The 26,122-nt window shown below is 44.1% G+C and carries 28 protein-coding genes and 2 pseudogenes; 24 read left to right on the plus strand and 6 right to left on the minus strand.

Annotated elements, in window-relative coordinates:
• Positions 1-140: 140 nt before the first annotated feature.
• The 5 genes from NX722_RS08855 to NX722_RS08875 all read left to right on the plus strand — a co-directional run bounded on the left by NX722_RS08855 (position 141) and on the right by NX722_RS08875 (position 6,894).
• Positions 141-767, plus strand: a complete 627-nt coding sequence (locus tag NX722_RS08855; protein WP_262567673.1) for an ankyrin repeat domain-containing protein — start codon at positions 141-143, stop codon at positions 765-767.
• A 523-nt stretch (positions 768-1,290) separates the two neighbouring features.
• A complete protein-coding gene (locus NX722_RS08860) occupies positions 1,291-1,461 on the plus strand; it encodes a hypothetical protein (RefSeq protein WP_262567674.1) in 171 nt (56 codons plus the stop codon).
• A gap of 160 nt (positions 1,462-1,621) precedes the next feature.
• On the plus strand, positions 1,622-4,786 hold the full coding sequence (locus tag NX722_RS08865; RefSeq protein WP_262567675.1) for a type I restriction endonuclease subunit R: 3,165 nt from the start codon (positions 1,622-1,624) through the stop codon (positions 4,784-4,786).
• Positions 4,780-5,901: an HsdM family class I SAM-dependent methyltransferase gene (locus NX722_RS08870; protein WP_262567676.1), complete on the plus strand. Its 1,122-nt coding sequence runs from the start codon at positions 4,780-4,782 to the stop codon at positions 5,899-5,901. The genes NX722_RS08865 and NX722_RS08870 overlap by 7 nt, the downstream gene beginning before the upstream one ends.
• A gap of 102 nt (positions 5,902-6,003) precedes the next feature.
• Positions 6,004-6,894, plus strand: coding sequence for a hypothetical protein (locus NX722_RS08875; protein ID WP_262567677.1), 891 nt, complete (start codon positions 6,004-6,006; stop codon positions 6,892-6,894).
• Positions 6,895-7,019: 125 nt separating this feature from the next.
• Here NX722_RS08875 and NX722_RS08880 read toward each other — a convergent pair whose 3' ends face one another.
• The gene (locus tag NX722_RS08880) at positions 7,020-8,381 is read right to left on the minus strand and encodes a transposase (RefSeq protein WP_262563772.1); all 1,362 of its coding nucleotides are present in this window, start codon (positions 8,379-8,381) and stop codon (positions 7,020-7,022) included.
• A 106-nt stretch (positions 8,382-8,487) separates the two neighbouring features.
• Here NX722_RS08880 and NX722_RS08885 point away from each other — a divergent pair, with 106 nt between their 5' ends.
• From NX722_RS08885 to NX722_RS08925, 9 genes are all read left to right on the plus strand, one after another.
• Complete coding sequence (locus tag NX722_RS08885; protein ID WP_262567678.1) at positions 8,488-9,003, plus strand: hypothetical protein; 516 nt, start codon at positions 8,488-8,490, stop codon at positions 9,001-9,003.
• A gap of 141 nt (positions 9,004-9,144) precedes the next feature.
• Positions 9,145-9,690: an SAM-dependent methyltransferase gene (locus tag NX722_RS08890; RefSeq protein WP_262568633.1), complete on the plus strand. Its 546-nt coding sequence runs from the start codon at positions 9,145-9,147 to the stop codon at positions 9,688-9,690.
• Positions 9,683-10,999 (plus strand): restriction endonuclease subunit S, encoded by a 1,317-nt coding sequence (locus NX722_RS08895; RefSeq protein WP_262567679.1) that lies wholly within the window; start codon positions 9,683-9,685, stop codon positions 10,997-10,999. Before NX722_RS08890 ends, NX722_RS08895 begins: the two co-directional genes overlap by 8 nt.
• A gap of 88 nt (positions 11,000-11,087) precedes the next feature.
• Positions 11,088-12,689, plus strand: a complete 1,602-nt coding sequence (locus NX722_RS08900; RefSeq protein ID WP_262567680.1) for an ImmA/IrrE family metallo-endopeptidase — start codon at positions 11,088-11,090, stop codon at positions 12,687-12,689.
• A 132-nt stretch (positions 12,690-12,821) separates the two neighbouring features.
• Positions 12,822-13,445, plus strand: a complete 624-nt coding sequence (locus NX722_RS08905) for a dual OB domain-containing protein (RefSeq protein WP_262567681.1) — start codon at positions 12,822-12,824, stop codon at positions 13,443-13,445.
• A gap of 37 nt (positions 13,446-13,482) precedes the next feature.
• The gene (locus tag NX722_RS08910; protein WP_262567682.1) at positions 13,483-13,923 is read left to right on the plus strand and encodes a DUF488 domain-containing protein; all 441 of its coding nucleotides are present in this window, start codon (positions 13,483-13,485) and stop codon (positions 13,921-13,923) included.
• Complete coding sequence (locus NX722_RS08915) at positions 13,923-14,528, plus strand: DUF4326 domain-containing protein (RefSeq protein ID WP_262567683.1); 606 nt, start codon at positions 13,923-13,925, stop codon at positions 14,526-14,528. Before NX722_RS08910 ends, NX722_RS08915 begins: the two co-directional genes overlap by 1 nt.
• A gap of 88 nt (positions 14,529-14,616) precedes the next feature.
• Positions 14,617-15,030 (plus strand): hypothetical protein, encoded by a 414-nt coding sequence (locus tag NX722_RS08920; protein ID WP_262567684.1) that lies wholly within the window; start codon positions 14,617-14,619, stop codon positions 15,028-15,030.
• Between the two features lie 91 nt (positions 15,031-15,121).
• A complete protein-coding gene (locus tag NX722_RS08925) occupies positions 15,122-15,520 on the plus strand; it encodes a hypothetical protein (protein WP_262567685.1) in 399 nt (132 codons plus the stop codon).
• Here NX722_RS08925 and NX722_RS08930 read toward each other — a convergent pair.
• The gene (locus tag NX722_RS08930) at positions 15,517-15,750 is read right to left on the minus strand and encodes a hypothetical protein (protein ID WP_262567686.1); all 234 of its coding nucleotides are present in this window, start codon (positions 15,748-15,750) and stop codon (positions 15,517-15,519) included. The two genes, NX722_RS08925 and NX722_RS08930, sit on opposite strands and share 4 nt — an antisense overlap.
• Between NX722_RS08930 and NX722_RS08935 the strand changes: the two genes are divergently transcribed.
• The gene (locus NX722_RS08935; protein ID WP_262567687.1) at positions 15,749-16,183 is read left to right on the plus strand and encodes a hypothetical protein; all 435 of its coding nucleotides are present in this window, start codon (positions 15,749-15,751) and stop codon (positions 16,181-16,183) included. The genes NX722_RS08930 and NX722_RS08935 overlap by 2 nt on opposite strands.
• Here NX722_RS08935 and NX722_RS08940 read toward each other — a convergent pair.
• From NX722_RS08940 to NX722_RS08950, 3 genes are read right to left on the minus strand one after another with little or no spacing between them, the layout of a single operon-like run.
• A complete protein-coding gene (locus NX722_RS08940) occupies positions 16,180-16,302 on the minus strand; it encodes a hypothetical protein (protein ID WP_262567688.1) in 123 nt (40 codons plus the stop codon). The genes NX722_RS08935 and NX722_RS08940 overlap by 4 nt on opposite strands.
• Before the next feature lie 28 nt (positions 16,303-16,330).
• Positions 16,331-16,801, minus strand: coding sequence for a hypothetical protein (locus NX722_RS08945; RefSeq protein WP_262567689.1), 471 nt, complete (start codon positions 16,799-16,801; stop codon positions 16,331-16,333).
• The gene (locus tag NX722_RS08950; protein WP_262567690.1) at positions 16,798-17,448 is read right to left on the minus strand and encodes a hypothetical protein; all 651 of its coding nucleotides are present in this window, start codon (positions 17,446-17,448) and stop codon (positions 16,798-16,800) included. The genes NX722_RS08945 and NX722_RS08950 overlap by 4 nt, the downstream gene beginning before the upstream one ends.
• A 15-nt stretch (positions 17,449-17,463) precedes the next feature.
• On the opposite strand from NX722_RS08950, the gene NX722_RS08955 reads away from it, so the two are divergent.
• From NX722_RS08955 to istB, 4 genes and pseudogenes are all read left to right on the plus strand, one after another.
• Positions 17,464-17,682, plus strand: coding sequence for a hypothetical protein (locus NX722_RS08955; protein ID WP_262567691.1), 219 nt, complete (start codon positions 17,464-17,466; stop codon positions 17,680-17,682).
• 48 nt (positions 17,683-17,730) lie between these two features.
• Positions 17,731-19,131: an IS1380 family transposase gene (locus NX722_RS08960; RefSeq protein ID WP_262567692.1), complete on the plus strand. Its 1,401-nt coding sequence runs from the start codon at positions 17,731-17,733 to the stop codon at positions 19,129-19,131.
• A gap of 219 nt (positions 19,132-19,350) precedes the next feature.
• Positions 19,351-20,364 (plus strand): annotated as a pseudogene (gene istA, locus NX722_RS08965) (IS21 family transposase); the annotation flags it as partial.
• Complete coding sequence (istB, locus tag NX722_RS08970; RefSeq protein WP_262567694.1) at positions 20,364-21,125, plus strand: IS21-like element helper ATPase IstB; 762 nt, start codon at positions 20,364-20,366, stop codon at positions 21,123-21,125. The pseudogene istA and the gene istB, both read left to right, overlap by 1 nt.
• An 85-nt stretch (positions 21,126-21,210) precedes the next feature.
• Here istB and NX722_RS08975 read toward each other — a convergent pair whose 3' ends face one another.
• A complete protein-coding gene (locus NX722_RS08975; RefSeq protein ID WP_262567695.1) occupies positions 21,211-21,492 on the minus strand; it encodes a hypothetical protein in 282 nt (93 codons plus the stop codon).
• Positions 21,493-21,783: 291 nt separating this feature from the next.
• On the opposite strand from NX722_RS08975, the gene NX722_RS08980 reads away from it, so the two are divergent.
• The 5 genes and pseudogenes from NX722_RS08980 to NX722_RS09000 all read left to right on the plus strand — a co-directional run.
• Positions 21,784-22,296, plus strand: a complete 513-nt coding sequence (locus NX722_RS08980; protein ID WP_262567696.1) for a hypothetical protein — start codon at positions 21,784-21,786, stop codon at positions 22,294-22,296.
• Positions 22,297-22,349: 53 nt separating this feature from the next.
• A complete protein-coding gene (locus NX722_RS08985; RefSeq protein WP_262564376.1) occupies positions 22,350-23,987 on the plus strand; it encodes an IS1634 family transposase in 1,638 nt (545 codons plus the stop codon).
• Between the two features lie 12 nt (positions 23,988-23,999).
• Positions 24,000-24,263, plus strand: coding sequence for a hypothetical protein (locus NX722_RS08990; RefSeq protein WP_262567697.1), 264 nt, complete (start codon positions 24,000-24,002; stop codon positions 24,261-24,263).
• A 193-nt stretch (positions 24,264-24,456) separates the two neighbouring features.
• Entirely contained in the window at positions 24,457-24,873 is a 417-nt protein-coding gene (locus NX722_RS08995) for a hypothetical protein (protein ID WP_262567698.1), read from the plus strand.
• Between the two features lie 383 nt (positions 24,874-25,256).
• Positions 25,257-25,814 (plus strand): annotated as a pseudogene (locus NX722_RS09000) (IS30 family transposase); the annotation flags it as partial.
• Between the last annotated feature and the right edge of the window lie 308 nt (positions 25,815-26,122).

The following is a 26,122-nucleotide window of genomic DNA, read 5'->3' on the forward strand; positions in this document are numbered from 1 at the left end:
AAAAAGGATCATCCAGCCGACTGCCGAAGGCAGGTCGGCTGATAACCGGGGTTATACGCCTGAACCAGAAAAGACCTCTATAATGTAAATTCATAATTGGAATATAAAACATAGTTACTTGAGAGACAGAGAGAACTGAAATGTCATTTATAAAAAGAATAAAATTTGCAAATATCTTTCGCAGAAAAGAAGAAGAAGTGTTTTATTCTCAAGTAGCTAAAGAGCTTTCAACGGAAATTCTTCAAGAAGCTCTTTGGGTAAAAGCTTTAGAAAAAGCTCATGGTGATTCAACTAGGCAAATATCTGAGTATATAAAGTTAAGAGTTCAAAGCTTAAAAGACCAAAAAGACATCCAAGCTGAATTGGCTGGAAATAAAAGAGGACAAACATCTGAAATCAACGTTGAAGCAGAATTTATCAAGGCACCAATTGCAAAAAATTATAAATCAAAAAAATTACTTAAAGCTGCTGAAAGCAATGATTATAACAGTGTGCTTTCGGCTTTAAATGATATTACAGCTTCCGAGCAGAGAAGCCTTGTAAATAAAAGCAATGGTGCTGAAAATACAGCGATACATATAGCTGCACGATATGGTAACGTGAAAATAATTAGTCTTCTTGTTAAGAACAATGTTGGAATTAACTTTATAAACTGCTTAGGTTTAACTCCTTTGGATATTGCGAAAAATAAAAAACATTTAGATGCAGTAAGGCTTATAACTGAAGCAGGAGGAAAATCTAATCCTAACTGTCAGCATAGGTATTAAAAGATTTTATTCTAAGATTACTAATCTGAAAGTTCATACCAAGCGTATAAGCCGGGTAGCCGGAGGTCTTTAACCTCCAGCACCCACATCACACCGGCGTGCGGGTCCGCACCGGGCGATTCACCGAGAATGCTGAAACCTGATCCACAAGTCTTTCAGCGGAAAAAGCCCGAGTTTACATCGATAACTTTGCCTCAGTGGCTTTCACCACTTTGCTTTTTACGGGGTTGATCCTCAGTTTTAGCCTGCGCTCAAGGTAGCGGGTGATGCTTTCCATCACTCGCTCCACAGAAAGCTGACCAATCTGCCGGTAACGTTTATCGACTTCATACTGATGGCTCTTGGATTTGTTGCCAGAATTGTTGTCAAACAGTTCGGAGCCCTTTCCAACAGCTCCCTTTTCCAGATACGGTATTTTGCATTGTGAGGTGATAAAAGCGCGCTGGAATACCCAGTCCTTCTTGTTATGGATCAGAACTTACACCCCTGTCTGATTTTTGGGTACCCTTTCATCAGGCAAAGGTTGAACTGTGATGTCTTTGAGGGTAACTGCTATTCCGGGGGATTGAAGGTACTGCCTGATGGTGTCGGTCATCATAGCACTGTCCGTGTGTTTCTTATTTTTTGGGAAAGCGTTCACTCTGTGGGTCTTGATGTTCCGGTAGCGGACATGGTGACTCTGGTACGGCTTTGACGCTGTGAGGTTATTAGATTAATGCTGTATATTCATACAGTCAATGATTTTTTCTGTATTTTTACTTCTACTGATAGGTACGGGTTCTGGGTAGAATGGTTTGTTACAACTTTTTACACCAAGCTACCGGGAACCATGCTTCGCCTGTCGTGAAACGACCATGGCTAAATCTCCGGGCGGTAGCGTACCTGACTTTCATAAAAATCAAACAGGGAACGATATGCCATTCACCGAAGACACACGAGTAAAAATACCCGCTATTTTGCACCTGATCCGATTGGGCTATGAATACCTCTCCCTTAAAGGTGCCAGTTGGGATATCGACACCAACATTTTCCCTGAAATCTTCAAAGAATCTATCGCCCGCATAAACCCGGATATGGATCAGGGCGATGTAACCCGCTTTCTGGAAGAGGTCAAACTAACCCTCGACTATGAAGATCTGGGCGAGGCTTTTTACGAAAAATTGCTGGAACGTTCAGGCAACAAGCTGATCGACTTCACAAACTTCGATAACAATAGCTTCCATGTCGTCACCGAGCTTACCTGCAAAAATGGCGACGATGAGTTCCGCCCGGACATCACCCTGCTCATCAACGGAATGCCCCTGGTCTTTATCGAGGTCAAGAAACCTAATAACCGTGAGGGCATCCTGGCCGAACGAGACCGCATCAACGTTCGCTCGCAAAATAAAAAATTTCGCCGCTTTATGAACCTGACTCAGTTCATGATTTACTCCAACAATATGAAGTATGACGATGCGTCTCCGGAGCCAATACAGGGCGCTTTCTACGCCAGCCCTTCTTACCATAAGCCAGTGTTCAACTATTTTCGGGAAGAGAAAGAGTTTGACCTGAACTACCTGCTTCGAAAGGTCAGTGATGAGACTGAGCTGGCTGTTCTTAAAGACAACAATCAGGAAGTCATTCGCAATAATCCAGATTTCATCAGCAACAAAGAGCCCGGCACACCCACCAATCACATTTGTACTTCACTGCTTAGTCGGGACCGACTGAAGTTCATCCTGCAATACGCACTTGCCTATGTCCATGAACACGACGGTGTTCAGAAGCATATCATGCGCTACCCACAAATGTTCGCCACCAAAGCGATTGAGCAAAAACTGGACGAAGGCAACAAGAAAGGCATCATCTGGCATACTCAGGGCAGCGGTAAAACAGCACTGACCTATTACAACGTCAAGTTCCTGACCAACTATTATCAGCGCCAGAACATAGTCCCAAAATTCTACTTTATCGTAGACAGGCTCGACCTGCTGACACAGGCAAAGCGTGAGTTCAACAAACGGAGACTGAAGGTTCACACCATCAACTCCCGGGATGAGTTCAGTAAAGATATCAAAGCCACCAAGGTCATCCATAACGACAGCGGCAAGCCCGAAATCACCGTCGTCAATATTCAGAAGTTCAAGGATGACCCCAGCGTCGTACAAACCAAAGACTACAACGTCGATATCCAGCGAGTGTACTTTCTGGATGAAGTGCATCGCAGCTACAACCCGAACGGTAGCTTCCTCGCCAATCTGGATGAATCCGACCGGAACGCTATTAAAATCGGCCTGACCGGAACCCCGCTGCTGGGTTCAGATTACAATTCCAAGACATTGTTCGGTGGCTACATTCACAAGTACTACTACAACGCTTCCATTGCCGACGGTTACACCCTGCGCCTGATTCGTGAAGAGATCGCCACGAATTACATCAACGCCATGCAGAAGGCCATAAAAGAAATCGAGGTACAGCAAGGCAACATCAACAAAAAAGAAGTCTACGCCCACCCCCGGTTTGTGGAGCCCATGCTTAATTACATCATTAATGATTTCGAGAAAAGCCGTGGGGCAATGAATGATTCCACCATAGGCGGCATGGTGATCTGCGACAGCTCAGAGCAGGCCAAAGAACTCTATAAGCAGTTCAATGCTGTCTATGCCGAAAAGCCCACATCAGCAGCCAATGATGAAGAAGCCGAACAGAAAAAAGTAGCGGAACCCAGAGCCAGCTATACAGCCAAAGTAAAAAATAACAACAAAGTAAAAACCGCCCGCCTGATCCTGCACGACATTGGAACCAAAGATGAACGCAAAGAATGGGTTGAGGAATTCAAGGCAGGCAAAATTGACTTCCTGTTCGTTTACAACATGCTGCTCACCGGCTTCGATGCCAAGCGCCTGAAAAAACTGTATCTGGGCAGGCAAATTCGCCAACACAACCTGCTACAGGCATTAACACGGGTCAACCGTACCTACAAAGACTTCCGCTATGGCTATGTGGTGGATTTTGCGGATATCAGTGAAGAGTTCAAAGCCACCAACGAAGCCTACTTCAAAGAACTGCAATCCGAGCTGGGCGACGAAATGACCCATTACTCCAACCTTTTCAAGTCTCAGGAAGAAATCAAACAGGAGATTGAGCACGTCAAGGATGTGCTGTTCAAATTCGATACCGAAAACCCAGAAACCTTCTCCCGGCAAATCAGTGAGATGCAAAGCCGGGAAGACGTGCTGGCACTGAAAAAAGCACTGGCCGACGCCAAAAGCCTGTACAACGTCATTCGCATGCAGGGCAACTACGAGATGTTGAGCTACCTGGATTTCCCGATGCTCAACAAGCTCTACCGAATGGCCACCGAGCGACTGGAACTGCTCAACCTCAAGGCCAACATCGAAAAAGGCGACGACACCACCAACCTGCTCAATGTGGCGCTGGAAGAGGTGATTTTCGAGTTCGTCAAAATCGGTGAGGAAGAGCTCAAACTGGCGGATGAGCTGAAAGACACCTTGCGTAAAACCCGTGAAGCCTTGAACAGCAACTTCGACCAGCAAGACCCGAAATTCATCACCCTGAAGGAAGAGCTGGAAAGACTGTTCAAAAAGAAAAACCTTAACGAAGTGACTCAGGAGGAGATGAACAAGAACATCACCGCCCTGAACAAAATCCACGACCGGATCAAAGAGCTGAACCGGGAGAACAACCTGCTGCGCCAGAAGTACAACGGCGACCGCAAGTACACCCGCATCCATAAGCGCCTTAATGAGCAAGCGACAGAAAACCCGGAGCTCTCAGCCACCGAGCGCAACATTTTTGAAGCCCTGATGGGGGTCAAACAGCAAGCCGATGACATCGTGCTGAACAACAGCGACCTGCTGGAAAACGACAGTTACTTTCAGCGCACCATGCAGCCCCATGTTATCCGGCAGTTCAAAACTGAACACCATATCAAACTGAACCCTGACGCAGCACGACACATCAACCAGCTGATCGTCAACGAATACCTGAATGAATACAACGGAGTCAGCGCGTGGTAGAACTCGCTTTTCAGCAACAAACCCAGGAACTGATTGATGGCCTTAAGAGCATCTGTGCCAGCTACGGCCTGGGCAATGACGGCAATGAATTCAAAATCATCACCCAGACCTTTCTGTACAAATTCCTGAACGACAAATTTGCCTATGAAGCCAAGCGCATAGACCCCACCCTTGCCCAGGCCGAAAAATGGGAAGAGCAGCTGGCCGCCCTGTCAGAAGACGAGCTGGAGATGCTGCAAATGCAGATGGACGGCGACACCGCCGAACTTAAACCCGCCCACTTTATCGCCCACCTGTTCAGCCAGCAGAACCAGCCCGAGTTCGCCAAACTGTTCGACGACACCCTGTTTGATATCGCCATTACCAACAACGACGTATTTTCGGTAAAGACCGACGGCGGTGCCAAGTTGGAGCTGTTTGACCGGGTCAGCGAATTTATTGCCGACCCCAGCAAGCGGGATAACTTCTGCAAGGCCATTATCAACAAACTGGTTGAATTCAGCTTTGAGCGGATTTTCACCCAGAAGTACGATTTCTACGCCACCATCTTTGAATACCTGATCAAAGACTACAACAGCAACAGCGGCGGCAAATACGCCGAATACTATACGCCCCATGCGGTCGCCCGGATTATGGCGTCGATCCTGGTACCCAAAGCACAGCAGGGCAAGGTGAAGAATGTCAGCGTTTACGACCCGTCCGCCGGTTCCGGCACCCTGTTGATGAACGTCGCTCACGCCATTGGTGAAAAACGCTGCTCTATTTTCACACAGGATATTTCCCAGAAGTCCTCAAACCTGTTGCGACTAAACCTGATCTTGAACAACCTGGTGCATTCCATTCCTAATGTGATTCAGGGTAATACCATGGAACACCCTTATCATAAGGACGGGAAAGAACTGCGGCAGTTTGATTACATAGTTTCTAATCCGCCGTTCAAAATGGACTTCAGTGATTTCCGGGATAATCTAGATACCCAAGCAAACGCAAAACGCTTCTTTGCCGGTATTCCTAAAGAACCTGCCAAAGCCAAAGATAAAATGGCGATTTACCAGCTGTTTCTGCAGCATATCATTCACTCTCTGAAACCACAGCAATTCCCGCTGATCATTTAGCCCCTTGCAAGACTAAGCCGGCAGCATGAACAAAAAAAATGCTTTCGCAGACTAAAGAGGCTAAAATGAAAAGTTCTTGTACCGGTCGTCGTTGAGTCAATTATGACCACTGCTCTCCAGAAATACAGTAAGCACCTTTGTGTCAAAAACCTTATCCTTCAAGCTTGCAAATGCTTTGATACCATTCCGGACTACCGTCCTAACCACTGTTCCAATGGTATTCCTTTTTCTAATTTTGCAAAGTCTGCTTTTGCCATGATGCATCAGAAATATGATTCTCTTCTGTCGTTTGATACGGATCAGGCCGATCCTGTTATTCGCCATAATCTTGAAACCATGTATCACGTGAAAGACGGAAAAGTACCTTGTGATACCCATATGAGAGAGATTCTTGATCCAATAGCGCCAGAGGAGTTCCGCAAGCCATTCAAAAAACTCTTCTCTTTGGTTCAGCGAAATAAACTTCTCAAGGCGTTTGAGTTCAAGTGTGGAGATTTAAAAGACTGTTACCTGATGCCTGTTGATGGAACTGGCCTATTTTATTCTGGAGAATGCCGTTGCAATGAATGTTGTGTAAAGAACAAGGGGAAGCGCAACGAATCCTATTACCACAACTTAATGGGTGGATGTATAGTTCACCCAGAGCAAAAAACAGTTATTCCCTTTGCACCGGAAGCTATCGTTCTTCAGGATGGTGCCACCAAAAATGATTGTGAAAAAAATGCAATAAAACGCTATTTGGCACACGTCAAACGAGAGCATCCTCATCTTAATTTAGCGATTCTCCTAGACGGCCTCTACGCTGATAACCCCACCATTGAGCTGATCAGGAGCTATGGCTGGCATTACATTATTGTTGCCAAAGACGGGAATCATAAATCGCTTATTGAGGCCATGAATGCGCTGTGCGATCAGGGTAACCTCAAATACCATGAGATAACCAATAAAGAAAAAGGCACTAAACACTGGTTCCGCTACAGCAGTTCCCGATGATAACACGTCGATAGTCGTTTAAAATTATTTCATCGTTTCAAAAAATCAACGGCAACCAATACCCTGCACCCTAAGTGCATCACTGAATATACTGTTGCCCCTGAAACCTTGACTACAGCAACATCCTACGAAGTGTTAATTTTAACCCTGCCCGGCTTTATACCCTTGTTAATCGCTTCAAATAACTCATCCCACCCTTCAAGAAACCAGGACAGGAAAATACGTGTGATTAACTTCCATAGGTAAGTACGAACACCTTTCGATCGTTCTTTTAAGGCTTTTTGAAACTCCGGGCTGGTCATTTCCTGAATTTGATCAACCATAAATGCCAAAAAGGTCAAATAAGCCAGATTCGTAGCCAGATGGTACTTTCCATGACCATAGTTATGCTCAATGTTGTAGCCTTGGTTTTTCAGGGTATTAAACGTTTGGTTTTCTATATGCCAGCGACACCGTCCTCCTATCATTATTTCTTCAACGGTTTCTTCTGTTAACTCAATATCAGTAACCCAGCACCAAGTATGGCGATTACCTTCTTTATCGGTTTCAACGTAATCAAGAACATTTACATTTTCAGCAAAATCGGATGCATTAAGTGGCACGTTATTGGCGTAGCGGAACCAGTGTTTAGTGCCTTTTTCTTTATTGGTTATCTCATGGTATTTGAGGTTACCCTGATCGCACAGCGCATTCATGGCCTCAATAAGCGATTTATGATTCCCGTCTTTGGCAACAATAATGTAATGCCAGCCATAGCTCCTGATCAGCTCAATGGTGGGGTTATCAGCGTAGAGGCCGTCTAGGAGAATCGCTAAATTAAGATGAGGATGCTCTCGTTTGACGTGTGCCAAATAGCGTTTTATTGCATTTTTTTCACAATCATTTTTGGTGGCACCATCCTGAAGAACGATAGCTTCCGGTGCAAAGGGAATAACTGTTTTTTGCTCTGGGTGAACTATACATCCACCCATTAAGTTGTGGTAATAGGATTCGTTGCGCTTCCCCTTGTTCTTTACACAACATTCATTGCAACGGCATTCTCCAGAATAAAATAGGCCAGTTCCATCAACAGGCATCAGGTAACAGTCTTTTAAATCTCCACACTTGAACTCAAACGCCTTGAGAAGTTTATTTCGCTGAACCAAAGAGAAGAGTTTTTTGAATGGCTTGCGGAACTCCTCTGGCGCTATTGGATCAAGAATCTCTCTCATATGGGTATCACAAGGTACTTTTCCGTCTTTCACGTGATACATGGTTTCAAGATTATGGCGAATAACAGGATCGGCCTGATCCGTATCAAACGACAGAAGAGAATCATATTTCTGATGCATCATGGCAAAAGCAGACTTTGCAAAATTAGAAAAAGGAATACCATTGGAACAGTGGTTAGGACGGTAGTCCGGAATGGTATCAAAGCATTTGCAAGCTTGAAGGATAAGGTTTTTGACACAAAGGTGCTTACTGTATTTCTGGAGAGCAGTGGTCATAATTGACTCAACGACGACCGGTACAAGAACTTTTCATTTTAGCCTCTTTAGTCTGCGAAAGCATTTTTTTTGTTCATGCTGCCGGCTTAGTCTTGCAAGGGGCTAAATGATCAGCGGGAATTGCTGGTTCCGCTACGCCAATAACGTGCCACTTAATGCATCCGATTTTGCTGAAAATGTAAATGTTCTTGATTACGTTGAAACCGATAAAGAAGGTAATCGCCATACTTGGTGCTGGGTTACTGATATTGAGTTAACAGAAGAAACCGTTGAAGAAATAATGATAGGAGGACGGTGTCGCTGGCATATAGAAAACCAAACGTTTAATACCCTGAAAAACCAAGGCTACAACATTGAGCATAACTATGGTCATGGAAAGTACCATCTGGCTACGAATCTGGCTTATTTGACCTTTTTGGCATTTATGGTTGATCAAATTCAGGAAATGACCAGCCCGGAGTTTCAAAAAGCCTTAAAAGAACGATCGAAAGGTGTTCGTACTTACCTATGGAAGTTAATCACACGTATTTTCCTGTCCTGGTTTCTTGAAGGGTGGGATGAGTTATTTGAAGCGATTAACAAGGGTATAAAGCCGGGCAGGGTTAAAATTAACACTTCGTAGGATGTTGCTGTAGTCAAGGTTTCAGGGGCAACAGTATATTCAGTGATGCACTTAGGGTGCAGGGTATTGGTTGCCGTTGATTTTTTGAAACGATGAAATAATTTTAAACGACTATCGACGTGTTATCATCGGGAACTGCTGCTGAAACCAGGTGGTAAAGCGGCTGTAGTGGTGCCTACCGGTTTTATCACGGCACAGTCCGGTATCGACAAAAAGATTCGAAAGCATTTGGTAGACAATAAAATGCTGGCAGGCGTTGTTTCGATGCCGAGCAATATTTTTGCGACCACCGGCACCAACGTTTCTATCTTATTTATTGATGCTTCCAACAAAGGCAAGGTGGCATTGATTGATGCCTCTAACCTTGGTCAAAAAGTGAAGGAAGGCAAAAACCAGAAAACCGTTCTGTCCGAAAAGGAAGAGCAGTTTATTATTGACGTGTTTAATGGTCAGGATGTGGAGGATGATTTTTCGGTCGCGGTGAGTTATGAGGAAATTGCGGGCAAAAATTACTCGCTGAGTGCCGGGCAGTATTTTGAGGTGAAGATTGAGTATGTGGATATTACGGCGGAGCAGTTTGCTGAGAAGATGAAAAATTTCAACAATAATCTCAACGCCCTATTTGAACAGTCTCGTGATTTAGAGGGGGAAATTAAAAAAAATCTGGCGGGTTTAAAGTATGAGTGACATTAAAAAAATACAGCTTGGAGATATTGCGGCACCCGGTCGATCTGTAATTTCTGGCCCATTTGGCAGCAGCATTGGCAAACGTTTCTTTAAGGATTCAGGCATACCTGTAATCAGAGGCAACAATTTAACAACCGATTTTAAAAAATTCATTGATGAAGGCTTTGTGTTTTTAACAAAAGAAAAAGCTGATGAACTTAAGGCTGATGCAATAGAGGGTGACATTGTATTCACAGCAGCTGGAACTATTGGCCAGGTTGGCATTATTCCTACGCAAGCAAAATATCAAAGATATGTAATTTCAAACAAACAATTACGATTCCGAGTTGATACGCAAAAAGCTTATCCAAATTACGTTTATTATTGGCTCGCTAGCCCTTGGATATTCCAGACAATTATCAATAGGAATACTGGTAGTACTGTCCCTCTAATAAATCTTGGAATCATCAAATCACTTCCAATTACTTTGCCTAGTGATACAACCGAACAAAAAAAAATTGCTGATGTGCTGTCAGCTATTGATAAAAAAATCGAACTTAACAACCGCATCAACACCGAACTGGAAGCCATGGCAAAAACCCTGTACGACTACTGGTTTGTACAGTTTGACTTCCCCGATGCTAACGGCAAGCCCTACAAATCTTCTGGCGGGAAGATGGTTTATAACGAGGTTTTGAAGCGGGAGATTCCGGAGGGGTGGAAAACAGAACTCATTTTAGATAGCTGCGGTGTCATTGACTGTCTGCACTCTAAAAAGCCTGATTTTCTTCTGGATGATAAAAAACATTATCTCCTTCAGCTTGAGAACATTCTGGATAATGGCCAAGTTGATGTTCGTAATAAATTTTACGTTTCAAAACCAGACTATTTGGCTTGGACTGCTCGAATTGAAGTCAAACACAATGATATTGTGATGACGAATGCTGGTAGAACAGCAGCATTTGCCCAAATTCCCGAAACTGTAAAATGTGGCATTGGAAGAAACATAACAGCTATACGACCAAACTCAATAAACCCAAATTATTTTTTTCTTAGCTTATCTGGAATTGACATTCAGAGACAAATTTTAACAAACTTAGACCACGGAGCTTTTTTCAAAAGCTTCAATGTCAAAGGAATAAAAGCTCTTAAACTAACTCGTCCAATGATAGAAATTGAAAATAAATTTGAAGCTCTAGTTTCTCCAATTATTGAAAAACGAAATAAGTTGGTTTTTGAAAACAATGAACTAAGCAAACTCCGAGACTGGCTCCTCCCCATGCTAATGAACGGTCAGGTCACCGTTAACCCCACCACCGAAAACCCTTAACCAACAGCAGCTCAGCTGGGCTGCTTCCTGCCTACATTCTGCCTTTAAGGCACGCCTGCAAACGCCCACGCTGTAAAGGGATAAAATAATGACTAATCAATGGGACACAGAAGCCAGCCTGTTGCTGGAACTACCCCGCATTCAGGCTTCTTTAATACGCTATGATCATTTTGCTTCTGAAACATTTGGTATACAAGATTCAGATTCTTTCGATACATTTAGACGGTTGAGCCATTGCACAGACGTTGGTCAGCTCATTAACATCATCACCGATGACTGGGGATTTAACGATCAAAGCCCTGCTGTATGGTTCGAAGATGATGTTACTCAAAACGATTTTGACCGTATTGTTTATCAGTTAGTCTACCTTGCCCAGAGTGAGCCTTTTATCATTGCAATGCTCGGCTTGTATGTTCCTATCATTCGTTCGAAGTATCTGGCACATCATGATAAACCGTTTCAAAACCGTATGTTATGGACATTTAAAGACGAAGTAGAGGGCTTTCAACACTGGCAGGATTGTGATCTGTTTTTGTTGAAAGATGAGCATTTTTTCGACTGGAGGGAAGCACGAAATAACCTACCTCCAGAAAGAATTGCAGAATACCTCAAGTTTGCCGGACTGCCCCCACTGGAAGATGCCAATGTTCCTCCAGCCTGGGTTTTCAGAAACCTTTGTTCTGATTCTGTGGCAAACACCAGCACCGATGAAGAACTAAGAGCCGAGCTTTATTGGCTTTATGAAGAACAGGATCGTAAAAAACAACTTGCTTCAAAATTAAGTGTCGATTACACCCAGCCCAATCTGTTCGGCTGGAAATCTTCTCAGGAAAAGGTCGATGACTCCCTCTCTGATCAACTGAACCTGCTTGGTCCAGAGGGCAAACCAACGGTATCAGAGGCCGATGTTCACGATCTTGACCAACTCTTCCAGAGAAGTGTTGAATATAAACAGAGCGCCAACTACCTCGAACTGCTGAACTTCATCAACCAGCAAAAAAACTATGCCCCCTACAATGCTTTCCTGATGCATACTCAGCATCCCGACATGACCCATGCAGAAACGGCTTATGACTGGAAAGAAAAGTACGACAGGGATATCCGCCCCAATGCCCGCCCGCTGGTGATCCTGATTCCATTCGGTCCGGTGAATTTTGTTTACGATATTGAAGACACGGTAGGTCCCCCCTTACCCGTCGATCTCACAGAACCGTTCCGGGCAACCGGCGAGTTACCATCAAAGACTTATGATATTCTCCACGCCAACTGCGCCAGAATGGATGTAGCCATTCAAAAAGTGGAACTGAAAAATAATTTAGCCGGTAATATTCGTGCTGAAGATTATGGCTATACCATCAAAATCAACGAAACTCATTCCAAAGAGGTTCAATTTGCAACGCTGGTGCATGAGCTGGCACACCTGCTTTGCGGTCATTTGGGCGCACGCCCCAAAAAAGACAAATGGCAGGATCGAAGAGGGCTAACCCACAAGCAAATCGAGCTGGAGGCTGAATCTGCTTCTTACCTGGTCTGTAAGCGTCTCGGAATAAAATCTGAAGCCGAGGCATACCTTTCCGGCTATATTTCCGAACATGAAACGGTTGGGGAAATGAGTCTTCACCATGTATTGACCGTTGCCGGGAAAATTATTTCTATGTGTGAAAGGCTTTTGCCACAAAAGAAAAGCTGATAGAAGATCGGGCAACGAAGGTGTCTTCACCTCTTAATTTCTGGACACAGCATATATTGAATAACATTTGAACTAAAATAACAGCCTATGGTCTAAGTGGGTTCTTTTACATTTCCAATATGGTAATTATTTATGGAAACCAAAGAACTCCTTGTCTTAGCCAGATCCAAAAAGCATGGAAAATACTGCGTTGCGGGTAAAACCATCGACTCGAAAATGTGGATAAGAGCTGTCTCTACGCCATGTGGAGCTGCTGTAGGTAGTCACAGTATTTTTTATATTGATAAAGGTGACAACAAGAAATACATTATTTATCAGGGCCAGATTATAAAATTTAATTTCTTTCGCCCAACCCCCTTAACTCATCAACCAGAAAACTGGCATTTCGATCGAATAGTTTCCCCCCAGGAAGCCCCTTATGTTAACAAAAATAACTTAGTCAGCTTCATTGACCAACCTGCAAGCCTTTGGGGAAGAGATAATAAAATATCTTATGCTCAAATCAAGAGTGGTATTTATAAAGTACCGCAATCTCTTTACTTTATTAAGGTTCAAAACCTAAGTGTCCACTCTCAATTTGGAAAGAAGCGAGTTGTATTTACCTACAACAACATCCACTACAATCTGCCTACAACTTTTCACGACGCAGGAAAATATATTGACAAAACCCTAGAAAGCTGCTTTTTATGCGTTAGTCTGGGAGAAGAATACAATGGGTATTGCTACAAGTTAGTAGCCAGCATATTCTTTATATAAAATCTTAAATTAAAATCTACTACTCCCGAGTACAATAATGAAAATTTACACTATCGGCTTTACAAAAAAAAATGCAGAAACATTTTTTAATTTCATTAGGGATTCAAAAATAATAACCTTGCTTGATGTACGGTTAAACAATGTATCTCAGCTGGCTGGATTTGCTAAAAGGGATGATCTCAAATTTTTCTTAAAAGAACTATGCGGTACAGATTATTTGCATACCCCCGAGTTAGCTCCGACAAAAGAAATACTAAATGCTTATAAAAAAGGTGACATGTCCTGGGAAGCCTATGAAGACAATTTCCTCAACTTAATGTCAAAGAGGCAAGTTGAAAAAAATATCAATAGCACTGTACTAGAAAATAGCTGCCTATTATGCAGTGAGCATGAACCTCACTTATGTCATAGAAGGCTGGTAGTAGAGTATTTAAACGAATACTCAGACTTAAATCTCAGCGTTAAGCATTTGTACTAATGAATAGAGTTCTTATTCTTTATCCAAAACTGTTCAACTGCTACTCGAAGTTTTTTCGAAAAGTAAACAAAATAATTAGCCATCTTGGGGATGTTACTTTAGTCTTCCCCAACGATCCAAACAATTTCATTGCCAACTTTATTGGGCAAAATCAATCAGCTATCGGTTCAGATGAACTACCGGAATGGTCAGAAAGTAATATCACTCATGCCATTATTTTCGATGATGGCGAAGAATTCCCAAAAGAGCTGGAAAGAATCAAATCCACAGAAACACCTTGCCGATTTATAAAAATAAATATAACTAGAGTAATAAACATAAAAAACGAAGATACATACAAGTTCATAAAAAGCAGTTCAAACTACGAATACATAGGTAGAAAATCTTATTGGGGAAATCCTCACTCAATGTATGAGGAAGGGGATGATAGAGAAGAAGTCATTAGAAAATATAAATATGATTTTGATTATGAGAAATTCCCAAACAAGAAAAAATCGGAAGTCTTTAAACTGGCAGGTAAGCGTTTAGGGTGTTTTTGTAAACCACTTCCTTGCCATGGTGACGTATTGGCTGATTTTCTAAATAGCTGGGATGATGGGAAATAAAGTTTCAAACTAACCCAAACTTTTCCAAAAATCATTCAGACAGCCATTATTGCTGGGAGCAGAAATTAAAAGATATTATTACAAAGTAATGCTTTATATTAAATCCGCTCTGGAATACCGTCATATCACCGAGCTTGAGATCATCCCGAAGCAGCTTCGAGGCATCTACGCCCTATACCAAAAACGGGGAAAATCCTACGATCTCGTTTACATCGGTATGTCCGGCAAAGGTGCTAATGGCAAAATTCGCAAACGGCTGTTTTCTCACAAGAGAAAACGGGTCGGTGACTGGACTCACTTCTCCTATTATGAGGTGTGGGACAATATCACTGATGCTGAAATTCAGGAGCTGGAAGGACTGTTCCGACAGCTTTACCGCTTCGATGACAGAAGCAATGCCTTGAATATCCAGCAAACGCACAAGCCCTTGGAACGGATTCGTCGTGATACGGAGAAAGAACTTGGACTGAAGCGAATGAGCAAAAAGGCACTTGGTATTTGAAATGATTATGTGATGTAAACTTGAAAGAGTAACGAAAAATAACTGATAGCCTAAATTGAAAGGACAGCTTGATATTTCATGAGGTCTGCGAATGCTTCTGTCTCAGAAAATAAGATTATTAGAAAGCCTTGGTGTGATTGATTGGTTACAAAATGACAAAGAGAATGACCGGTTTCGGGTAGTCATCAATGGCTTAGCAGACTATTTTTTTTATGACTCTGACTACTACGACTTCATGCCTTTTTGCTGGAGCGAGGAGATTATAGACCATTTTCGAGAATCAGGCTATGACGTGGACTGGTACAGCTTTCTTTCCGGTGAGTTTGCCAGAGATATAGAAAAATATTCAACAAAAGATATTTATTACAATGTATCCACCCTTGACTACAAATACGAGTATGAAGATGCAAAGCAATTAATTATCGAGTTTGTCAGAGAATGGTGTGCCAACTGTCGTCAACGTTTTTTGCAAGAGATCAAAAAAACTTAGACATCTGCCTCATACTGCCCCAACTCCGGCGCAGCCCCCTCCACCTCCCCACCCTGCACAAAAGCCTTCTGCCCTACCCCTACCGTTTTACCCTTTACAATCACTACCGTCCCATCCCAAAGCGTTACAGTACTGGTTCCATTCCCGTTGTTAGTAGTGATCGTAATGACGGTTCTTCCTCCTTCCGGGGGCAATGACTTGAACTGTTGCCAGATATTGGTTGTGGCCATGAGCTATCCTCTTTTTGTTATAGATGAGGTTTCAGCTATGGATATCACCGAAGAATACGAAGACGTGCTTCAGAACCTTGAGTTTCCCATCATGAATTACTTCCGCCGTAACTCTGCCCTGCAGGATACGGAAGTAAAACGTTCACTCGAAGCCACCATCGAACACTATCGGGCAGAATATGCGAAGAGAGCCCCGAAAAACATGCACCTCTCAAACGTTGAGCAGAGAATAATGAGAAGGATTGATCTGGAAGCTGTTATAGCGATCACCGATCATTTTGCCTATCAGTTCAACCCGGAGAATTTTGTAAAAACCTCGGAAGAGCTGCAGAAGTGCCTGAAAAGGATTATCAAATCCGTTGACCGGTGGCACAGCCTTGGTGGCCAACAAGGCTATCTGAATTTCACATCGCAGTTTTTTCCACAGGTTTAGTAATGCTGTTCGAGTTCGATAATCTGAACCACTTTCCCTAACGAGTACTTGATACTGGTGGCCAGATGACGCTCATGCTGATAACCATGGCAGCGCAATGTTGCTGTCCATGGTGACACTGCCTTCCCTGTATGATGATCGAAGCTGCTACAGTGGCAATGTTCGCCACGACTTGCCTTGCGGCCTGGCTCTGTCTGTGGCAGATTCCTGACCAGCCAAACCAATTCCTGCTTTTTGTTGATTATCTCGTTTTTGCCAACGCCTAAAATGCCAATCACCAAACCTTTCTAAGGTGCGCCCCGCCGACTCCGTCTTTACTACTTTCCCCTTGACCCGTGACACCTGTTTCAAGCCATGTGCATTGGCTCTTTGTTCGAAGTAATGCTCCATTTTTTGCAGTGATTCGCTGCTTACGTGATACCTCCATTCCCGCCACTTTCCAAGTCGAACCTGATAGCTCTGGTGCTGAATTCCCAGCCGCTTTGATAACAGAAAATTGTTCACAAAATCGGTTGGGTTTTTAGGGCGAACAATTTTTTGGTTACAGCCTTGCCCGGAGATCATGGAGCCGGGAATCAGTTTTAATCGTTGCAACGCCCACTGATCCTGTTCGTTCATTTCCATGATCCGGTCAACCACTTCACTGCTTCTTTACGGCTCCAGGAATCCAGAAACACATAATCATCCTGACACAGAGGCTCCAGCAGGTAATGCAGGTACTTTTGCAGCATTGGCTGGAATTTCTGATCGCATAAGGGCGTCCCTGTTTCATCTTCAATGACGTCAAACCCTCTGGCTGCGGAATAGTTGCACAAGCTGTTTATCCCAACATCCAGCCAGAACTCACAATCCTGTTCCGTCAGTTCTGAAGGAACAATACCCAACCCTTCACAGATACGATATCGCTGACAAGAAAGCTGTTCGGTTTCAGACTTGAATGGCAGACATTTCAGATGTTTAAATTCGGTCTCAGAAAGCGACTTCGCCTGCACCAGTTTTTCCGGCAATGCCTCCCTGTTTTTCTGTTGTATAGCTTTTAACTCATCGGCTGTACCGCTATGGTCGTTGTTCAGGTTCAGGCTTTCAGACAACGGCGTTACAGTAATTTTACGCTGTTCAAGGTAGTCACACAGGGCATTGGCTCCCATCTTCAGTATTCTTGCTTTACTGGTGTTACCTCCGGCAATAAATGACCCCAAATCACCGGTTTGAAATGACCTCTCGATTAACCACTTTATGGCCGATTTCCTTAGTGTTACCAGCACTCAGGGAAAAGAGCCATGATCAACCGAGAGGATTACCTTATGATAAAGCAAGCCAGAGAAAAAGGCTGCTATCTTGAGGACATCGCCTGTCAGAGAGGTTGCTCTGTCAGTACAGTCAAGCGCGCCCTGAAACGACAAGGGCCTCCGCCCAAGCGCAGGCCGGGTATACGCCCCAGTAAACTGGCCCGGATTTTTCATGAAAAGAGGCAAGTTCCGCCCAATCACTTGATATAATTGGGTCGACCAAAAATAAGCTTCGGAAGAAGCAAACCGGAACTTGCCATGCCCAAATGTACACAAGAACAGCTTCGCTTTCACCCCTCCAACGGAAAAACCATTCGAGCAGACTTCAATGGCGGAGAACTATCCTCTGATTTTGGTGCCTTGCTGATACGTGAAGCAATGCTTCACAGCGGTCTCATTTCCAGATTAACTAATGCCATTGACGATAAACGTCACCAATCCTACATCGACCACACTTTGCAAGAACTCATTGCTCAAAGAGTTCTGCAAATGGCCTGTGGTTATGAAGACGCAAATGACAGCAATCGTCTGCGCAAAGACCCAATTTTTAAACTCGCCAATGGTAAGAACCCACTGGACAATGACAACCACCTGGCTTCCGCTCCAACATATACGAGGCTTGGCCAATCCATGACCAGACGGGATATTTATAATATGGCCAAAGCACTGGCTGATCACTTCATCAGCAGTTACAAATACCCGCCGTTAGCCATCATTATCGATTTGGATCATACGCCCGCCATCACCCATGGTGGTCAGCAGATGAACTTGTTCAACGCCAAATATCAAGACTACTGCTACTTGCCCTTAATGATATTTGAAGGTCTCAGTGGCAAGTTGATCACTTCTATCCTGCGCCCTGGAAAAACACCCACAGGTAGAGAGAATGCAGCCATTCTCAAGCGTCTCATTAAGCTGATCCGTGCAAGATGGCCGAAAACCCATTTACTGGTTCGGGGGGATAGCCATTTTGCTCAACCAGAATTGATGCAGGTGGTGCAGGACGATCCGCATTCTGATTACGTTCTGGGTAAAGGCGCGGGACACAAAACAGCCTTACGGCCTAAAGCCAAAGAGTTGCTGGACGAAGCTCGGCAAGCTCTTGAGGTGAAAACCAAACTGGCAAAATTGAACAATATGCCGGAGCCTGATCGGCTCAGGCTTTACGGGGAAACAGATTATCAGGCCAAAAGCTGGAAAGGGCTGGACACCCGGATAATCTACAAGGCAGAGGTCAATCAGAAAGGCGACAATCCCCGCTTTATTGTGACTTCGATGATGGAGGCTTCCCCCGAAGAGATATATGAAGACCTTTATTGTCCCAGAGGGCAGGATGAGAACTTCATTAAGCATCTGAAAAGTGATTTGTCCGGTGATCGCCTGTCAGATCAGGGGTTTTTGGCGAACCATCTGAGAATGTTTTACGCCTGCGCTGCTTACGTTCTTCATCATGAGCTGAGAACCAAAGCCCTGAAAGGTACGGAGCTGGAAAAAGCCCAGCCCTCAACGGTGATCACGAAGCTTTGTAAGGTTGCGGTTAAAGTGGTTGAGTATAAAGACCGAATCAAGCTGCACTTACCTCGCAGCTATCCACTCAAAGGGCTTTTACGGCATATAACAGAAGTCTTTTACTCAATACCGCTACCTCGACCCGGGTAGCCAGCTCGACAAACTCAGACAGACCAAATAGCAACCGACTGAAAGGGGATTGGGGTATTCTGTTGCTCTGGAGAAGCCGATATTGATCAAAAAACGTTAGATTTCTATGTGAATAGGGTTGCCATAGCTTTTTCATGGACAATGAGGCAACAAAACTCCGGAAAAGTCAGAATGAAACGACCTGACCAGAGCATATTGCCTGTTTATGAAACATTCGGGCTGGATGATTTCAAGCCCGTCATTGAGGCCTTGTTGGCAGAAAATGTCTGGAATGCCGAGGTCATCTTTGCTGAAATCAAGGAGCAAGGCTATGTCGGTGGTATCACCATTTTGCGGGATTATATCCAGCCCAAACGCACCCTACGTGAAAGCAAAGCCACTACTCGTTATGAAACGACTCCCGGCCACCAGTTGCAACACGACTGGGGTGAGCTTTTTGTCGAGGTTGCGGGGGAGCTGCGCAAGGTCTATGTCTCCGTGAATGTCCTGGGCTACTCCCGTCGCTTCTACGCATTCGCAGCCTTTAGCAATGATGCTGAACACACCTACGAAAGCCTGATCCGTGCGTTTGAATGGTTTGGTGGTGCCAGTGCCCAGGTGCTGGTTGATAACCAGAAAGCTGCTGTCCTGGAACACCCCGGAAACGGGCAGGTCAAATTCAATGAGGGCTTCCTGCTCCTGGCTCAGCACTATGAGTTCCAGCCCAAAGTCTGTAAGCCCTATAGGGCAAGAACCAAGGGTAAAACTGAGCGAATGGTGCGCTACGTAAAGGAGAATTTCTTCCAGCGTTACCGCAGCTTTGAAAGCCTTGAGCACCTGAACCAGCAGCTCAGCGACTGGCTGACAAAGGTAGCGGACGAACGCCATCATGACACCCTGAAAGAAAAGGTTGCAGATCGTTTCCAGAAGGAGCATCCGCACCTCAACAAGCTACCCGATATCCGTTTCGACACCAGCTACCGGGAAACACGACGAGTGCCCGTTGATGCTTACATTAATGTTCGAACCAATCGCTACAGTGTTCCTGCTGCGCTGGTTGGGCAACAGGTCAGCATCCGCATTGGTCTTGATCGACAGCTCCTGATTTATGGGCCTGACGATACCTTGGTAGCCAGACATTTACAGGTGGAAGGCCAGAACAAGTGGCAACTTGATCCTACCCACCACCGGGCACTCTACGATGAGGTTAAAGTGGAAACCCGCGACCTCAGCCAGTATGAGGAGGTGGTGTAATGGAACAACTAACGACACTGGTCGACCGACTTAAATTAGATCACGTGGCTGACAACCTTGATGCCCTGTGTGAGCAAGCCAGCAAGAAAGACCTGAATTACCGGGAATTCCTCGCAGAAGTGCTCTCAACCGAATGGGCAGGTCGGCACCAAAAAGGGCTGGAAAGCCGCCTGAAGCAAGCCCGGTTGCCCTGGCTTAAAACGCTCGAACAGTTTGACTACAGCTTCCAGCCAAGCATTGATCGAAAAGTGGTTCGTGAACTGTCTGGACTGGGCTTTGTAGATCGTGCTGAAAATGTCGCCTTACTGGGGCCTCCGGGCGTTGGTAAAACGCACCTGGCAATAGCCCTGGCGATCAAAGCAGCTGAGGCTGGTCATCGGGTGATGTTCATGAGTCTCGACAAACTGATGACCACGCTGAAGAAAGCCCAGCAGGAAAATCGGCTTGAAAGGCAGATGCAACAATTGATGTACCCCAAACTGTTGGTTCTGGATGAGATTGGCTACCTTCCTATGGATCAGGACGAGGCTAGCCTGTTCTTCCGGCTCGTGACTCGCCGTTACGAAAAGGCCAGCATCATCCTGACCTCGAATAAAAGCTTTGTGGACTGGGGCGAAATCTTTGGTGATCAGGCGATAGCCACAGCGATTCTGGATCGATTGCTGCATCACGCCACGACCCTGAATATAAAGGGTGAAAGTTACCGTCTTAAAGAGAAGCGCAAAGCAGGAGTATTGAAAGGCACTTCCACCAAGAAATAAACCTGAAAAACACAGTGAACTTAACCGATGATTACGGGTCAAAAGTATTGCTGAAAACGGGTCATCTCAAACCGGTGGAAGAAGGTCATTTCAAAGCGGAGTTAACACTGGCTCTCTGTCGTTCTACAAAACCCACATAATCACTGGCATAAGCAGGCTGTGAGGCACCAAATCCAGCCATTCGCTCCAGGCAGTGAATCCGTTTTAAAAAGTCCTCGCAGTCTTTGGATGGCGGCATTAAATCTGCTACCACGGTAAAACCCTTGGTTTTGCGATAACGGAACATCTGCTGCATGATGGCCGGGGCGTCCAGCTTGTTATAACTGAAAACAAAGCAGTGATCCGGTTTTATACTTGTGAAGGACATGCCTACGGTGTCAGTTGCCGGAGAATACTGAGTACCACGTTAACAATTCTCTTGTCGTGGCTCTAGCACTGTCAGATGCATTGCGCCTGTTGATAGAGGGGACAATATGAAAGTTCGGTTTTTTATGTTCGTAAAATCGAACATTTAATTACAAAGACAATTTTTCTAATAGCATAAATATCTAGCAACTCACCACTAATGTAATAAATTAATGTTTGGCTCAAAAGTCAAAAACAAACCTTGCCCAAAAGATGGCAAAGTTATTTAATTATTGTTTAGTGAGAAATCGAAATGTCTAAAAAAACTACCAAGAAAGGATGTCCTTCTTGGGTCGTTCCATCAAAAAACAAAGAACTCAATTTAAATAAATCCAGAAAACCAAACACAGAATATAATCAAATCAATCTTCCATCTTCTTCAAAAGAACAAAAGCCTTCAAGTTACAAGGCTGAATCCGAAGCTTTAATTGATACTGATAGCTGTCACCTCGCTTCTACCAAAGCCCCAAGTTACAAGGATTCAAACAATATTAACGATATAATAAGCTGTCCACCACTGAAAAAGAGATCATCCGACGATGGTTTTTTCGCCTGCTGTGTTGACAAAGAAAGGTGGGGCAAATTGATAAAAAATGAATTCAATTTCCCGAAAAAAAAGGAATTGAATAAGGCGCTATCTGAGCCTACTTCAACTGAACAGAAATATTACCTCACTTTATTTAAATTGCTGCCCAAGGTGTTAAGAGACAGCATAGATCTGATTACTTACATATTCGATACAGCCGTCATTCAGCACTTAATCTGAGAATTTCCTAAAACCATCTAAAATGTAAAAAATTTTCAGACTGAGCATATGCCATGCAACCTCATCAATTTCACATTCAACGCATCGACCATACGGGGTTGGTGGCCGGTATGTGCAAAGAGCTCGGGATCGCTAACCTCTTGGATTCTCTGGTTCCCAACCAATCTGAAACCAGAAAGATTTCCTTCGGAGAAACCGTTGTCTCAATGCTGCTTAACGGACTGGGCTTCACTGCTCGCACACTCCACATGTTCCCTGAGTTTCACGCCGACAAACCACTGGATAAACTTATTCGGCCGGGTATAGAGCCGGAACATATCAACGAAAGTGTACTCGGCAGAGCCTTGGATCAAATTTTTGAACTGGGTGTAAGTGAGGTCTATTTATCACTGGCTGTCAAGGCCGTTAATGTCTTGAAACTGCCGTGTAATGCTCTGAATCTTGATTCAACCAGCTTTCATGTGGACGGTCGTTATAACAGTGAGTCTGAAGTCGATGAAGAAGATCTGAACTGCATTAAAATCTGTCGTGGATACAGCAGAGATCACCGACCTGAATTAAATCAGGCGATACTGCTCCTAATGACTGAAAATCAGGCGGGTATTCCCGTATTCATGGCCGCATCCAGTGGCAATATAAACGACAACACTAATTTTAAAAAAGTCATCAGCAAGCATTTGAAATGCTACAAAGAGGCGCTGAATAATCGTTACCTGATCGGCGATGCTGCACTTTATACAACAGACAATGTACAGATATTGCATCAGCAAAAGCAACAGTTCATCACCCGGGTTCCGGCTAAAATAAAATCCGCAAGAGAGCTTGTGGACAGTGTCGCTTCTTGTGCGATGACACCGGTTGAAGATGCCGAAGGTTATGAGAGCTGCGAAGTACTGTCCGACTATGCGGATGTATCTCAACGGTGGGTTCTGATTCGCAGTGAACAGGCTCGGAAAAGCGAACAGAAAACACTGCTCAAAAAACTGTTGAAAAAGTCAGAAAAAGAAGCGGAAGCACTGACCAGCAAGCTGGCGAAGAAACCGTTCAAGTGTGAAACGGACGCATTGCGTGCGTTCAATGAGTGGCAATCAAAAAGCAATTATTGTCAGGCAGAACCTGTAATTACGACAAAACCATGCTATACCAAAGTGGGACGTCCGGAGAAAGACAGCAAACCAGATAGCGTGGAGTATTATGTCAGCGGTCATCCTTGGGTATCCGTTGACTGTCGTAAAGTAGCAGAGGCTTCCCTGGGGTGCTTTGTGTTGGCAACAAATGATCTGGACAGGAGCCGGCTAAGTTCAGCAGAAGTGTTGAGCACTTATAAATCACAGCAGTCGGTGGAGCGTGGATTTCGGTTTCTTAAAAGCCCTGAATTTCTGGTCTCCTCGCTGTTTTTAAAGAAGCCGGAACGTATAGAAGCGTTGCTTATGGTGATGACGCTTTGCCTGTTAGTCTACGCAGCGATACAGCATCGAATCAGGCATGAATTAAAGCGTCAGAGTAGGTTCTTTCCGGATATGAAGCGAAAGCCCTATCAGAATCCGACTGCACGCTGGGTATTTTTTTGCTTTCAGGGAATTAATGTTTTATTGGTCGATGGTCATGAAAAACATGTCGTTGGCTTGCAGGAGAGGCAATTAACCATCATTTCAATTCTTGGTCGACCGTACCAAGAGATTTATTCCTGATATAGGTGCTGAATGACGGATACAGAAACGTACTATGGATATTTCGGATGGTACGATATTGAGGAAGGCCAAATGCACAGAGGGGATGTTCGCCTTTGGACTCTGGACATGTGGCTTCTGGATAGCTTGATTGGTCCTTTTGTTCAAGATATGCTTTTTGCGATGGGTATCAAAGGCACTGCCCAGAATAGAGCGTATGTGAATATCCTGAAAGCTATGAACATAAAGTGCGGACTTGGAACAGATTGTTATTTCAATACCGTTAACGGGGGCTGAAGCCTCAAACCCCTTTGAAAATTATTAAAGCTAATGACAATTATTTGAAGGATTCATATAACGTTTTCTATTCTGAACGTACTTTGTGTCATTTTACTAGCGGTATTTTGGATGAGTTTTTCTATAACTATTAAAAGAAAAGGTTGCAGTTCTGGGTATCAGACTAGACTCTTAATAAGTCTGGAGAATAATAATGTATCACCTTAAAGACAACCGCCTCGAAAGACAGAGCTACTGGCAAACACTGGAATTTAATAATATTTCAGCTTATGGAAGTGCATCTTCAGTAAGGAATACTCCAAATGTGCTTATCGTTTCATTTGTTCCAGCTTCACTCCAAAGAGTTATTGATGCTTGGCATGCTATTCAGGGTAAAATTTCTATTTCAGGGGTTGAAATCAGAGGTTATGACGTCAAATCATCAATATCTTCTCAGGAAATAAAAGAGGCTCGCTTACTTTTAAAAAATTCAAAGCCTTACTACATCTTGATAGAGTTGCAATGCCTTTGTTATGAAAGCGGGAGATCATTTAGTAGTTTTTCTGAATTACCCAATACATGGTTCTTAAAAGCAGAAAGTGATTTGCCAAACTTATTGAAATATAGCTAACCCGGATTTTTCATGAAAGGAGGCAAGTTCCGCCCAATCGCTTGATATAATTGGGTCGACCAAAAAAATGCTTCGGAAGAAGCAAACCGGAACTTGCCATACCCAAATGTACACAAGAACAGCTTCGCTTTCACCCCTCAGTCTCTTCCAATATGAAATAATGGAATAGTCCGCCCCGCTCCAAAAGCGGCTTCAAATGAGCCAAGATAGAATGAGTTGTTCGGACATCATTCAGAATAAGAAACGAAGCGAACCATGGGTAAGAGCTGAATTCGTATCATAAGTGCATAACCTCTGTAATCATCTGTCGCTATACACCTTTGAACTAAATCAAGACTCAGGGGTATTCTGTAAAGCGACGAAACCGTACAGAGGAGCCAAGGATGGCCTATACACACCTGAGCCTTGAAGAAAGAAATTATATCGAAATTCAGCGCAAAGAGGGGGTATCAATGAATAAAATAGCTAAAGCCCTTGGACGCGCACAAAGTACGCTCTTTCGAGAACTGGGCCGCAATACTGGTCAAAGAGGTTATCGACATAAGCAAGCGCAACGGTCAGCGCAGGAACGTCATCAGGAAAAGGCCAAATCAGTCAAGCTCACTGACGACATTAAACGACGTATATCGGATGAAATAAAGGAAGACTGGAGTCCTGAACAAGTCGCTGGAAGGCTTGAGCAACAAGGGCTTATAAAGCTTCACCACGAGACCATTTATCAACATGTCTTGGCAGATAAAAAGGCTGGAGGGACACTCTACAAGCATTTACGTCACCAAAAGAAAACTTACCGTAGGCGCTATGGTTCAGCGCACAACCGTACCGGTATCCCAAACCGAGTAGACATTGATAAACGACCAGAAGAAGACAATCAGCGCTTAAGGGTTGGCGATCTTGAAGTAGACACCATCATTGGAAAAAACCACAAAGGGGCTATCCTGCCGTCATTCAGCACCTATATCAGGAATAAATCTCTTGGTACGGTCGCCCAAGAATCGAAATGATGGTTAATTGCCTCTCCTGCAAGCCAATGACATGTTTTTCCTCGAGTTTAGAGAATTATAAGTACTAACGTTTCGTATTTTTTGATGCAGAGATAGGTTAAGCAACCGCTTCATCTACTGGGTATTCCGGAGCCATCCGGCCACCGATTCCGGTAACATCCGGCCACCCATTCCGTTAGTATCCGGCCACTGATTCCGGTACATCCGGCCACCCCATTTCCGACCAGTGGCGCAGTCCCATAATT

Source organism: Endozoicomonas gorgoniicola (genome assembly GCF_025562715.2).
Lineage (GTDB): Bacteria > Pseudomonadota > Gammaproteobacteria > Pseudomonadales > Endozoicomonadaceae > Endozoicomonas_A > Endozoicomonas_A gorgoniicola.